The sequence below is a fragment of the Bacillus fungorum genome (assembly GCF_002746455.1).
GTDB lineage: Bacteria > Bacillota > Bacilli > Bacillales > Bacillaceae_G > Bacillus_A > Bacillus_A fungorum.
Genome location: NZ_NWUW01000024.1, coordinates 45019 through 58332, shown reverse-complemented (window position 1 = coordinate 58332; position 13314 = coordinate 45019). Strand labels below are relative to the sequence as shown.

At 30.9% G+C, this 13314-nt stretch carries 11 protein-coding genes and 5 pseudogenes; 13 read left to right on the top strand and 3 right to left on the bottom strand.

The features are described 5' to 3' along the window. The 7 genes and pseudogenes from CO726_RS24305 to CO726_RS24275 all read left to right on the top strand — a co-directional run. The coding region (locus CO726_RS24305) for an MSCRAMM family protein (RefSeq protein WP_136699837.1) at window positions 1-995 on the top strand (995 nt) is incomplete at its 5' end. Between the two features lie 114 nt (window positions 996-1109). Further along, window positions 1110-1484: pseudogene (locus CO726_RS24300) on the top strand (class I SAM-dependent methyltransferase); the annotation flags it as partial. A 269-nt stretch (window positions 1485-1753) separates the two neighbouring features. Then, entirely contained in the window at window positions 1754-2233 is a 480-nt protein-coding gene (locus CO726_RS24295; protein ID WP_099685933.1) for an SRPBCC family protein, read from the top strand. Window positions 2234-2411: 178 nt separating this feature from the next. Then, window positions 2412-2753 (top strand): PadR family transcriptional regulator, encoded by a 342-nt coding sequence (locus tag CO726_RS24290; RefSeq protein WP_099685932.1) that lies wholly within the window; start codon window positions 2412-2414, stop codon window positions 2751-2753. Further along, window positions 2750-3280 (top strand): DUF1700 domain-containing protein, encoded by a 531-nt coding sequence (locus tag CO726_RS24285; protein WP_099685931.1) that lies wholly within the window; start codon window positions 2750-2752, stop codon window positions 3278-3280. The genes CO726_RS24290 and CO726_RS24285 overlap by 4 nt, the downstream gene beginning before the upstream one ends. Further along, window positions 3261-4706: a serine hydrolase domain-containing protein gene (locus tag CO726_RS24280; RefSeq protein WP_099685930.1), complete on the top strand. Its 1446-nt coding sequence runs from the start codon at window positions 3261-3263 to the stop codon at window positions 4704-4706. Before CO726_RS24285 ends, CO726_RS24280 begins: the two co-directional genes overlap by 20 nt. A 121-nt stretch (window positions 4707-4827) precedes the next feature. Further along, a complete protein-coding gene (locus CO726_RS24275) occupies window positions 4828-5637 on the top strand; it encodes a MerR family transcriptional regulator (protein WP_099685929.1) in 810 nt (269 codons plus the stop codon). Between the two features lie 232 nt (window positions 5638-5869). Here the strand turns inward: CO726_RS24275 and CO726_RS24265 are convergent. Beyond that, a pseudogene (locus CO726_RS24265) lies at window positions 5870-6979 on the bottom strand (MFS transporter); the annotation flags it as partial. A gap of 219 nt (window positions 6980-7198) precedes the next feature. Here CO726_RS24265 and CO726_RS24260 point away from each other — a divergent pair. Further along, a pseudogene (locus CO726_RS24260) lies at window positions 7199-7349 on the top strand (NUDIX hydrolase); the annotation flags it as partial. A gap of 52 nt (window positions 7350-7401) precedes the next feature. On the opposite strand, the gene CO726_RS24255 reads toward CO726_RS24260, so the two are convergent. Next, window positions 7402-8118 carry an SDR family oxidoreductase gene (locus CO726_RS24255; protein WP_099685927.1) on the bottom strand — a complete coding sequence of 239 codons (717 nt, stop codon included), beginning with the start codon at window positions 8116-8118 and terminating at the stop codon, window positions 7402-7404. A 195-nt stretch (window positions 8119-8313) separates the two neighbouring features. On the opposite strand from CO726_RS24255, the gene CO726_RS24250 reads away from it, so the two are divergent. The 4 genes and pseudogenes from CO726_RS24250 to CO726_RS24235 form a co-directional block, all read left to right on the top strand. Next, window positions 8314-8652, top strand: a complete 339-nt coding sequence (locus tag CO726_RS24250) for a winged helix-turn-helix transcriptional regulator (protein ID WP_099685926.1) — start codon at window positions 8314-8316, stop codon at window positions 8650-8652. A gap of 132 nt (window positions 8653-8784) precedes the next feature. Then, window positions 8785-9537, top strand: a complete 753-nt coding sequence (locus CO726_RS24245; protein WP_099685925.1) for a class I SAM-dependent methyltransferase — start codon at window positions 8785-8787, stop codon at window positions 9535-9537. A gap of 247 nt (window positions 9538-9784) precedes the next feature. Next, the gene (locus CO726_RS24240) at window positions 9785-10579 is read left to right on the top strand and encodes a VOC family protein (protein ID WP_099685924.1); all 795 of its coding nucleotides are present in this window, start codon (window positions 9785-9787) and stop codon (window positions 10577-10579) included. A gap of 116 nt (window positions 10580-10695) precedes the next feature. Beyond that, a pseudogene (locus tag CO726_RS24235) lies at window positions 10696-11103 on the top strand (aminoglycoside phosphotransferase family protein); the annotation flags it as partial. A 2-nt stretch (window positions 11104-11105) separates the two neighbouring features. On the opposite strand, the pseudogene CO726_RS24230 reads toward CO726_RS24235, so the two are convergent. Continuing rightward, window positions 11106-11742, bottom strand: a pseudogene (locus tag CO726_RS24230) (gluzincin family metallopeptidase); the annotation flags it as partial. Window positions 11743-11932: 190 nt separating this feature from the next. Here CO726_RS24230 and CO726_RS24225 point away from each other — a divergent pair. After that, window positions 11933-13303 carry an aminotransferase-like domain-containing protein gene (locus CO726_RS24225; RefSeq protein ID WP_099685923.1) on the top strand — a complete coding sequence of 457 codons (1371 nt, stop codon included), beginning with the start codon at window positions 11933-11935 and terminating at the stop codon, window positions 13301-13303. The last annotated feature ends 11 nt before the right edge of the window (window positions 13304-13314 follow it).

Sequence of the window (13314 nt, the reverse complement as noted above, 5' to 3'; positions counted from 1 at the left end):
TAGTAGTAGAAATTAAAATAGGAAATAAGAAATTGCCAGATCCGATGGGGAAAATGAAGTTAGTGAAAGTAGATACGAGCGATAAAAATAAACAGCTAGCAGGAGCAAAGTTTCATATTGAAGATTCAAATAAAAAAGTAGTTGGTGAGCTAGTAACAGATGAAAAAGGAGAAGCGATATCAAAAGATTTACCAATAGGTAATTATAAGTTAGTGGAAGTAGAAGCGCCTAAAGGTTACGAATTATTAAAAGATAAAGTAGTTGTAAAAGTAGAAAAAGATGTAGTAGTAGAAATTAAAATAGGAAATAAGAAATTGCCAGATCCGATGGGGAAAATGAAGTTAGTGAAAGTAGATACGAGCGATAAAAATAAACAGCTAGCAGGAGCAAAGTTTCATATTGAAGATTCAAATAAAAAAGTAGTTGGTGAGTTAGTAACAGATGAAAAAGGAGAAGCGATATCAAAAGATTTACCAATAGGTAATTATAAGTTAGTGGAAGTAGAAGCGCCTAAAGGTTACGAATTATTAAAAGATAAAATAGCTGTAAAAATAGAAAAAGATGTAATAGTAGAAATTAAAATAGGAAATAAGAAATTACCAGATCCGACTGGGCAATTTGAAATTGAGAAAGTTGATGATAAGGATATTAATTTAAAACTAAAAGGTGCTGTATTTCAAGTCTTAGATAAAGAAGGTAAAGAAGTTACTAGATTAACAACGGATGAAAAAGGAAAGGTGATTTCCAACCAATTAGTATTTGGAAAGTATACGATTAAAGAAATAAAAGCGCCAAATGGATATATGTTACTTAGAGATCCAATAGAAATAGAAATTACAGAAGCGGTAAGGACACAAAAACTAACAGTGAAAAATGCGAAAAATAATTGGGTAATCCCTAATACTGGTGGCAGCGGAACAACAAGTTTTTACGTAATTGGTTTTATGCTAATGTTTGGTGTGCTATATTTCCGTAAGAAAATCGTATATAAATAGTTTAAAAACAGTTGTATATGATGAACTAATTTTTTTAAGTTAGACAGATCGTTGTATTAGATAGTTTAGGACATGAGTTCGGTATTGTACTGGATTCATGCTATTAAATTTGTTGAAGAAGGTGTAAGAGTAGCTGAAATTTGTTATGAATTTTTAAAGTCAGCAGGGCATATTCGGTGCGGTGTTCCTGATGCATTTTTCCGAGATGAAGCATATCAAAATATAGTTCAAATAGGCGGACCTGGTCCGAAAGATCACCCAGCAGCAAGTCATAAAATTGTTCATAATTATAAAACATTAACGAAAATGTTTGAAACTGCTGGATTTGAGGTAGATTTACTTGAATATTGTGATGAGAATGATCAGTTTTATAACAATGAATGGGGTGCAAAAGACGGTGTTATTTTCCGTTCGAAAAGGTATGATTCTAGAAATAAAGGTGATAAACTTGGTTTTCCATCGTTAATTGTTGATGCGATTAAGTGCTAAATCATTCAACAAAAACAGAAGTAATTCTATAAATTCAAGAGTCGCAAATGCGGCTCTTTTTATTTGAGCGTAAGTCTATATTTAATGAAGAAACGTGCATAAATGATATTTAGTTTTCAAGATTATTTAACTCGATTTAGAAAAAAATCAATTTTTTCTCATCACGATTAACTTTAAATTAATACTTCGTTGATATAAAGATTTATTTTATATTTATATTCGTTTAAAATGAAGTGAGAACATACATTCTATATAAGGGGACAATCAATATGATAGCTGAAATTGGGGAACTAACTGATGGATATATTATAAAATTTGAACGTCAATTTGCATATACGATTGAAGAAGTTTGGTCTGTTTTAACCGAAAACAGTAAGCTGAAAAAATGGATGTCTAATTTACAGATTGAAAGTCTTAAAACAGGTGGAACCATAAAGTTTGATATGATGGATGGTTCATTTATAAATATTAATATTTTAGAGTGTAAACTAAACTCAATACTTGAATTTACTTGGGATAAAGGTCGGGTTCGATTTGAAATACATAAAGAGGAAAATGGTTCTCTTTTACTCCTTAAAGAATACATTCATGAATTAACTAATCATACACCGAAAGATATAGCAGGTTGGCATATTTGTTTAGATCTTTTTACTTCCGTTTTAGAAGGGGAAGAGAAAGGATTCTCTAAAGATGAATGGCAACGATGGTTTGAAATATATAAGGATAAGGTTCTCAGACCGGGAGAATAATCACGTTAAATGTTATATTAATTATATAATTATTATATTATAAAAGTGATCATTAGTATTGAAAACAGTTGATAAGTGGTATTGTTGTGTATTAATCTTTTTGTTTTATTGTCTGATTTTTTGCATTTAACAGAAATATATACTTGAATGAAGTATATATTTCTGTTAAATTTATCCTATGGATAGAACAAGTTTAATTAAAGGTCATTTAGAAATGTGTGTATTATCTATTTTGTCGAAAAAGAAAAGTTATGGTTATGAGATTATGAAAGAGCTAGAAGTACACAATTTAAAGTTGAAAGGAGTAGGAAGTATTTATCCAATTCTAACTAAGTTGAAAAATCAAGAGTGGGTTAATACTTATCAAGAAGTAACAGACAGTGGTAAAGTTAGGATTTATTATGAAATTAATGAAAATGGGAAAATGCGTCTTGAGAAGAAAATTAGTGAGTGGTTAGAATTGCAATCGGATATTCAAACATTATTAAAAAGCGGTTTGAAAGGAGACCTTCTGAAATGAGGAATAGATTGATAGGTAAAGAAAAGCAATTTTTAACAGACGTACTTAAGGAATTAAAGCAATACGATATAAGTTTAGAAGAAAGGGATAATATTAAGCGACAAATATTAGAACATATTCAAGAATGTCGTGAACATGGTGAAGATAGTATAGATGATTTAGGTACACCTCAATTATTTGTTCAAGATTTTTTAGAAATAAATGAAATTGATTTACAAGTTAAAATGAAACAACTTCAAAATGAAAAGGGCAAATTCAACACATTTATCTTACGTGGCATATTCATCGCAGTTATTACTTACCTCTTCTCGCAAACTATATTTTCAATATTTTTAACTGAATCATTTAATCCAACTAATAGTAAAAATGCATTCCAGTATAATCTTTTATATCGCATATTAGAGAATCAATGGTGGAACTCATTATTAATAATGATAAGTTTTACGCTCTCTGTAGTGGTATTTATTTGCTTGGTAAGTTATAAAAAAAGAAAGCATCTAAAGTATAATGAAGAATATGATCTATAAACTGTCTCTAATTTGTATTCTTTGTAATGTATTAATATTATGTATCACACCTCCAAAAGTATACGCTCAGCAAAATGTTAAAGTTACATTAGATAAGTATATTGAAAAATTTATAAAGGAGCAGAACATTCCGGGAGCTTCTGTTGCAATTGTACATAATAAAGATGTATTCTTCACAAAAACGATGGGGATTACAGGAGAATCTAAAAAAAAGGTAACTAGTAAAACACCATTTGCAATCGGCTCAATAAGTAAATCTTTAACAGCTTTAGCTATAGTGAAATTAATAGAAGACAAAAAAATAAAATTAGAGGATCCAGTTCAACGATATCTCCCCTGGTTTAAACTAAAAGATTCTCAAATATCCTCAACTATAACAATCCAACATCTACTAACTCATACAAGTGGAATCAACACATATGAGGGCTTAGCATTATCAGATAAGCAATCCAAAAGTTCTACAGCATTAAAAGAAAATATAATGAAGCTTTTAAATGTAAAAGTAACTGCTCCACCAGGTGAAAAATATCAATATAGTAATGCGAATTATATTGTTTTAGGCGCACTTATTGAAGAAGTCACAAATGAAACATATTCATCATATATGCAAAAGCGTATTTTTCAGCCATTAAATATGAATGGAACGGCAGCAAGTAAAGAAACTGCATATGAAAAAGGTTATTTAACAGGTTATCAGTCTTGGTTTGGCATACCAAGAAAAAGTATAGTCTCCTATGATAATGCCGGGGCACCGTATGGCTATATTACTGCAAATTTAGAAGATATGATTCAATATATTATGTTTTTGAATCGTCCAGAGGATGCTCAATTATTAAAGCAAGAAAACATGAATCTTTATCTATCACCACTTTATAAGATAAATTCAGAAAAAAGTTATGGTTTTGGATTAAGAACAACAAATATAAATGAAAGTGAAACGATGATTTGGCATTCAGGATCAACGCCCGATGCTCGTGCAGAAATATTTATTTTAAATAAAAGTGGCTGGGGTGGTGTGATTCTAACGAATAAAAATCATGTATTAGAAGAAACCGCACTATCAGTATTGAAAAATGGGATTATTAGTATTTTGAATGGAGAAGAACCGGTTGATATCCCTAAAAACATACCATTAACACAAATTATTTTGTTGATAGTTACACTTATACTTTTCATAATATCAATTATGTTAATTAAAAAATATAAACATATGAAAACTGTAAAAAAGGTAATTTGGTTATTTACAGGGAGTTTATCCCTACTATTATCTATTATTTTCATCCCACTGCTTACTTATAGTACAAGTTCACCATGGCGTACGATTAAAATATTTGCGCCAGACGTAGCTTTATTTATAAGTATTATTGTAACTTTATTAGCTGTGAACGGGCTAATATCAATTCTTATAGCCTTAAGAAGGAAGTAAGTATAAGGGGAAAGAATTAAAGAAATATAATTTAAGTGTTATAAACAGTTGACTCTCACACAATGTCATTGTTTAAGATGAAGTTGAGCTTCGAAGTAGATGTAACTTATAGGAGGAAATCATGTTTAAAATAGGGGATTTTTCGAAACTATCTTCCATTAGTATACGTATGTTGAGACACTACGATAAAGTGGAATTATTACAACCAGTAAAAGTCGATGAACAGAGTGGATATCGATTTTATTCAGCAGACCAATTAAAAAAAGTAAATCAAATTCAAACATTAAAAGCTATGGGGTTTAATATTGCTACCATCAAAGAAATAATAGAATGTGATAATATAGATAGCATAAAAGAGCAATTTTTAAATCGTAGTGCTCAAATTAAAGAAGACATGAATAACCTCCAAAAACAATTACGTCTCCTCGAAGGCTCAATGAAAACGATGAGAGAGGATGTTGTTGAGATGAATTATCATGTTTCGATAAAAGAAATTCCAGAAAGAACTGTAGCTAGTGTTAGAAAGATTATTCCATCGTATAATTGCGAAGGTGATTTATGGAGTATATTAATGCAAGAAATTCAAATGAAAAATATTAGTATTGCCCAACCGAGTTATAGTATTGCGGTTTTCCATGATCGTGAATACAAAGAAAATGATGTAGATATAGAAATACAGCTAAGTATTCTTGGTAATCACGAAAATACAAAAGATGTTACATTTAAAAATATGGAATCAACTAATGTAGCTTCTATAACAGTTAATGGAAGTTATGAACAGATGGCAGCTGTAAATGAGGCTGCGGCAAAATGGATTGAGACAGAGGGTTACAAATTAGCAGGCCCGATGTTTAATATTTATCATGTGAGCCCAGCGATGGAAGCGAATTCTAATAAGTGGGTTACAGAAGTTTGTTATCCAGTTAAATGATGATAAAGAAAAAAGGCATTATTTATATGCCTTTTTTCTTTATAAACTTATCCATAAATATCAAGACAAATTACTTCTAGATTCGATTCGTCAACTACTAGCACAATTTTATTTGCAAATGTACAAAATGAGCGGATTGTAATGGATTCCCTTAATGAATCTTCTAAAAACCAACCTGTTGGTACTAAAGAAATACAACCCTCTTTTTGAAAGAATGAATGTTTTAGAAAACCCCGAGTGGCATAGCTAATCGTGTAAGTACACGTAAAAATCCTAAAACTCTTCCTTGTATATTTGATGGGACTGTTTTCTGGCGAACTGTTGTTACAATCGTATTCCATGCAATATTACACGTCATTGCAATACCGAAAGCAATGACGGGAGCTAACCAATATGTACTCCATAAAGCGATTGTTAATCCAAGTGTACCTAATAATAGGAGTAAAGGGATAAGAAGGCCACGCCGGAATTTCTTTTCTAAAGGGACGGCAATCAAGCTACCTAAAAGTCCTCCAATCCCAATTAAAGTATAGTTATAACCACTTTGTGCAGAGGTAAGATGTAATGTGGATAATAAATAATACATAAGTACACCTAAAACAGCACTTGCACCAAAATTCCCTACCATAGCTTGAAGTGATAAAGCTATATTTAACGGATCTTTTTTTAGCCATTTAAATCCATCATATAAATCTGTTAGTATATTTTGAAATGAATTTTTATCTTTGGTTCTCTTATTTTTGTTTTTGATAGGCGGTAACATCATCACAGCAATTAAAGTTGCAATAAAAGAAAGAACATTGATCCAAAGTACATGAAACCCACCAATAAATGAAATGAAAACTCCGGCTATCATTGGACCAACTAAACTAGACAGTTGATTGACCATTTGATATAAAGAATTCGCCTTTGTTAATGATGCACCTGCGATGTGTGGAATGACTGTAACAGTTGTTACATCAAAAAGCATGGACATAACTGCTAAGATAAAAGTAATTACGTATAAATGCCAGACTTCTAATAGATGTAATGCATGTAGAATTGGTATGAGACTTACTAAAATAATATTGGTAATATCCGCTATCCAAAGTAACTTTTTTCGATCGTATCGATCAATTATTACACCCACTAAAGGGCCAAATAAAACAATTGGCAATATGTTAATAGCAAATAAAGAACTCATAATTACACCTGAGCCGGTTAATTGATAGGCAATCCAAGGTAACCCAAAAGTATACAATGAGTCCCCAATTCGTGAAATGAGTAAACCAAAAATAAAAATCTTGTATTCTTTAGAAAAAGTTGTCTTTACGGTAAGGCTACGTTCTTGTATAAGTTTCACACTGTTTATACCACCTTTATTATAGAGGAATTTGAAAATAATCCGTCCAATATTTGTTATATATAGAATTCTATGATTCTTTTGTGAATCCTACTTTTTAGATGTATTTTAGAATTTTAAGGAGGGAATAAATGAAGGCTTTGGATTGAAGATTATTTAAAAACATAATAAAATTATAGTAAACTATTTTGTGAGAAGGTTGATTTAGGAGGAGAAATATTGATACATATAGATAAAAATGTACGAACATCTGGTGCATATGTAATGTATAAGAATTTATTTGTTTTTTCAAGTGGGACCAACGAGTAAAGGGGATACATTAGGTGTAGTAAGGCTTGGCGGACATAAAGAAGACGAAGAAACAGCAGTTTCTAAATTAGCAACAAAAGCCACATTAATAAGGGGCTTTTGTTTTAAATAATTTAATTGTATGTGTATCCTCCATCAGGAAACAATACATTGCCTGTAGTAAAATTATTTTGCATTAAATATAGAACAGTATGTGCAATTTCATCATTATGACCAGGCCTTTTTACAAGAGAAAGAGTTTTATAAGCTTCATAAGCAGCTAGTCTATTTTCGTTTTGTTCATTTTCCTTCTGTATCGTACCAGGAGAAACAACATTAACTCTTATAGGAGCTAATTCAACAGCTAAAGCTTTTCCTAAACTTTCAATAGCCCCATTACAAGCCCCATAAGCAGGTGCCCCTTTAAGTGGCCGTTGACTAAAAGCACCGGACATTAATACGATAGATCCTGATTTTGAAAGAAAAGGAACCGCATATTTAACTGCATAATATTGTGGCCAAAACTTTCCGATAAAGCTGCTTTCAGCAATATCATTTGTAGCGGTTATTGGTCCAAGTGTGTAAGAGGCTCCTGGTGTAAATAAATGATCAAAATCCCCGACTTTCTTGAAAAAATTTTGTAAATGCTCTTTATTTTGATTATCCAATACATAAGTTTGCAGACGATTGTTATTTATTACTTCTTGAGCATTCTTTAGTTTCTCTTCAGATCGTCCTGCAATAATCACATGTGCTCCTTGTTCGATTGCTTGTTTTGCTGTTGCTAATCCAATACCAGAACTCCCACCGATAATAATGATTTGTTTATCTTTTAATGAAGTAAAAGACATGATTAAGCCTCTCCCTTAATATAAAATTAAAAATAAATCTGTGCTCCTTTTATTATTCTTTAAAATAAGAGTATTGAAAAGTACGCACTTTATTTGTACTTAGTCGCAAATTTCGTACTAATCGCTTGTCGTATGGATAAATAATATGAAAAATTATTTGTTATCATTTATGATTTGAGGAGAGAGGTGAGAAAAATGAATTTACAAGAACCAAAGTTAAAAGGGGTATTAGCAACATTACAAATAATCGGTGGAAAATGGAAGCCACTCATTTTATTTATTTTACTAACAGATGGAACGAAACGATTTGGTGAATTAAAGCAATTAATACCCGATATATCTCAGGGCACATTAGCGAAGCAACTTAGAGAATTAGAGTTAGATCAACTAATAGAACGCGAAATTTATCAAGAAATACCACCTAAAGTGGAGTATAGCTTAACTGAACATGGAAAAACAGTTAGTACAGTTTTGGATAGTATGTGTAGTTGGGGAAGAGCGCATTTAGAATATATCGATAAAGATGAACTATAAAATTGTTATGTAAACTTAATGTAGTGTGAAGTGAAATATTGTTTTAATAATTTGTATTTTATAATATATAATTAAATAGCGTTGTAGGTTATTATACATATTTAATTCGTTTTTACAAAGGGGAGTTATAAGGTGAATGAATTAGAGTACAAAAACTTTTATGATAAAGTAGGCAGATTAAATGGATGGGATTTTAGTAAAATAAAATGCGAAACTGAAGGAGATACATGGGACTTTTATGGAGAAGTGAAAGAAAGATGTAAATTATCAGACACTCTACTTGATGTTGGTACAGGTGGAGGAGAGAATGTACTTCACATAGCATCTTCAGCCAAATGGTTAATTGGAATTGATAATTCTAATGGCATGATTGGAAAGGCACATTCCAACTTGAAAATATCAGGTGTACAAAACGTTGAGTTTTTTCAAATGGATTCTGAGGCATTAACTTTTCCGCATGAGTATTTTGATATTGCTTCTAGTTGTCATGCCCCGTTTATAGCATCTGAGTTAGCAAAAGTAATGAAAAAGGGTGCTTTTTTCTTAACACAACAAGTTTGCGAACATGATAAATTAAACCTTAAAGAAGCATTTGGACGAGGACAATGCTTAGGTGAAAGAGATGGAACTTTAAAAGAAAAGTATATGAGGGAGCTTATTAGTGCGGGATTTGAACTCGTGCAAGTACGTGAATATGATGTAACTGATTATTACAGTACGCTTGAGGATCTTATTTTCTTATTAAAACATACGCCTATTATTCCTAATTTTGGAGAAGAAGAAGAGGATTTTACTATTTTGCAAAAGTTCATTAAAGCTAATAGTTCTGAAAAAGGTATTCGTACGAATTCAAAAAGGTTTATGATTATTGCTGCCAAATTATAACGTATTATAGCGTAAAAGCTGTTTTTCTTGTATAGAAAAGCGGCTTTTTGTGTAAAAAAGAATGCAAGAAAAACTTAAAAATGCCCCCTTATTGATAGTGGGTATCAAACAAAAAGATTTTTGGAGCTAACATATTCATATTAAAGTTGTAGTTTTTATATGGAAAATCCATTCTTCAGTTTGATTTTATCTATTTATAAGTGTAATAAAATACGGATAGATAATAAGAAACGAGGAGGAATGTAGTGTGATTACACATATATCAGATATAAAACTACAAACGGTTTCCATAGAAGGGGTAAAACAAGTTTATAAGGACATATTATCTTTTCCAATAAAAAAAGAAACAGCATCATTTATTCAATTTGAAGTAACACCTTATACAACAATTAGCTTTCAAGAAGTGTATGAACCAATTACACCTGCACATTTTGCTTTTGAGATTCCATATTCAAAATTTCATGAAACTGCAAAATGGCTTGAAAATTCTGGGGTACTTATTGTGAAATGGAAAGGTGGAAATACAATTGGTGTGGAGAAGGATTTATTCAATTTATACTTTAAAGATGGAGATGGAAATCTTCTCGAAATTATCGCACATAGTTATGTTAAAGAAGATGTATTAATACCGCATTCACCATTAAACGCTTTATATGTAAGGGAAATCGGTCTTCCCGTTAAAAGTGTACCTGTATTTACGGAATGGTTGAAATTAAATCTAAATATGAAAACGATGGAAGATGGGGATATTTTTAACTTTGTAGTTGGCGGCACTGCATATATCGTCGCGACTTGGTGTCAGCGACCTTGGATTCCAATTGCGATGAAAGCTTTACCACCGAAAGTACATGTTTCTTTCGGAACACCGGATCAAGCTTTTTTACACCGAATCCAAAATAACTTTAAGAAAAATAGTGTTCCATTTGAATGTAAACATAATGAAGTGTCATTTATTGAGCAGGGATATTCATTTTCTATTGTGTATACACCAGAGTTTTATTCGGATATTCCTAAACAATTAAACTTACCGCTTTCTATTTAAGGATGGAAAGCGGTAAGTTTATTGTATATTCGTGAAGAAGGTTTTAGCTAGGATTATAGTGAATTTAAAGAGAAGTATAGGGTGTTATTCTAATTTATGTTAAGGAGGGAAATGAAGTGGTTTTAGGTAATCCAATTGCAAAAGGGAATACAGCGGAAATTTATTTGTATGATAATAAGATTGTGAAATTATTTAAAGAATATCTTCCAGATACTGAGGCTATGAACGAGGCAAAAAAACAAAAGTATGCTTATTCATGTGGACTACAAGTTCCAAACGTATTTGAAGTGATAAAGATACAAAATAGACAGGCAATTATTATGGGACATGTAAAAGGGGACAACATTGGTGATCTCCTGCTTAACAATCTAAATGACGCAGAGTATTACATAAATATTTGTGTTAATGAACAAAAAAAGATTCATTCTATTTGTGTGAACACAGATGAAATAGAATCAATGAGAGGAAGGTTAGAGCGACAAATAAAATCTTTACATAAATGGGATGAAAAACAAAAGGGAAATTAATTATGTAATTGAATGTTTTTTGCTTTTTGGTGACGGATTACGATTAATTCATTTAATATATGTTGTAATTTATCTTCAACAGATAAGAACTTTTCGGAAATAAGCGTTTTTGCTTTTTTTTCGTATATGACGATCTGGATCTTGTAAGTAAGACTGTAATTCGGTAATTGTTTTTTCTTCATCGTCCCATAACGCAGTTAAACCACCAGTAATTTCGAAGTACTCGGTTACTAGTTTGTCTTCGTTTACTTCTAAATCAATATTCTTTTCACAAAATAATGTTTGCGCATTCTTAATTTTTTTATCTAGTAAGCTGTACGTTTCTGGATTAAGTTCCATTCGAAAAGGGGAATCTAAATATTTATTATCAAATGAATTTTGATAACGTTTCAAAAGAGGTCGTACAAATTGTTGATCATATTCAAAAGTATCTTTTATTTCTTTATTACCTGTATTACATTGAAAGGCGATATAGTGGGATCTTAATTGTTCTTCAATTTCCCAAATGAATGTAGATTGTTTTTTTTACCAGTTTTCAAGTTCTAGTTTTGAAGAAATCACTTCATTCAATAAAGTAGAAAGAGTATTTTCTAATTCTAGAACGTTACTAATATCAATCGTATGTAAGCGTTGCATGACATATCCCTCACTTTTTATTTATTCATGGAGATATTCTATTTATTAATTGTAATTTCCTTTTTAAGAGGAGAAAATGTGAAATAATGTTAAACTTTAAAGTGATAGAAGGGATGTATTTTCTTTCGCTTTATTATGAGCCGATGAGAATGAGGGATCTTCTTAGGTACTGCTATAAGGGAGTGAAATAATGTATAAGTATTTACATGTTTTAAATGATATAGAGAACATGATTCAACATGGAGAGGTGAAAGAAGGCAAGAAATTACCGTCTATACGGTCACTCGTTACGCAATATGAATGTAATAAGGCGACAGTTATACGTGCGCTTCATGAATTAGAAAAGCGTCATATTATATATTCTGTCCCTCAAAGTGGATACTACGTTGTTAAGAAATCTGGGAGTACCATAGAAAATAACGAGATAATTGATTTTGCGTCCTCAGCACCAGATTCAGATGTTTTTCCGTATTTAGATTTTCAACATTGTATTAATAAGGCTATTGATACGTATAAAAATGATTTGTTTGTATATGGAATGCCGAAAGGGTTACCATCTTTAATACCAGTTATTCAAAAACAACTAGCAAATTATCAAGTCTTTACAAAAGAAGAAAATATTTTTATAACGTCAGGTGTTCAGCAGGCACTTGCTATATTAACTTCTATACCATTTCCGAATGGAAATGAAACTGTATTAATTGAACAGCCAACATATCATCTATATATTGATTATCTAGAAATAAATAAAGTTCCTGTAATCGGTATTAAACGTACGAATGAAGGTATCGATTTGAATGAATTGGAGCAAATATTTCAAACTGGAAAAATAAAATTCTTCTATACGATACCGAGATATCATCATCCGCTTGGAACGTCTTATTCTAAAGATGAGAAAGAAAAAATCACACTATTGGCTAAGAAATACAATGTATTTATAGTGGAAGATGATTATTTAGCAGATTTAGAAACTGATTCAAAAGCAGATCCGTTATATAGCTTGGATAATTGTAGTCATGTCATATATTTGAAAAGTTATTCGAAGATTATTTTTCCAGGTTTACGGGTTGGAGTTGCGGTCATCCCACCATCCATTGCAAATGCTTTCTATACATACAAAAAAATACTAGATATTGATAGTCCGATGATTTCTCAAGCGGCTTTAGAAATTTATATAAAGAGCGGTATGTTTGAACATCATAAAAGTAAAATTAATTCTTCCTACTACAATAGATCAAAAAAACTAGCAGAAACATTAGAAAAAGTGCAAAATGAAAATCCATCGTTATTTACATTTAATAGACAAAACACATTGGGAATACACACTTGTTTAGAAATACAGAAAAACATAATTACAGAAACATTTATACAAAAATTAGGTGACATTCAAATAAGTGTCGATACTATTGATAAAAATTATATGAGGGATTTTCCTAAAGAAAAACTATTAAAACTAAATGTTTCGAATGTAAAAGAAGATAAGATTGAAGAAGGTATTCGTAAAGTAATTGAGGAAATCAAGCAATCAAGACAGTTGAATTTTCAGTTTAGAAAAGAATAATTTGAATTAGG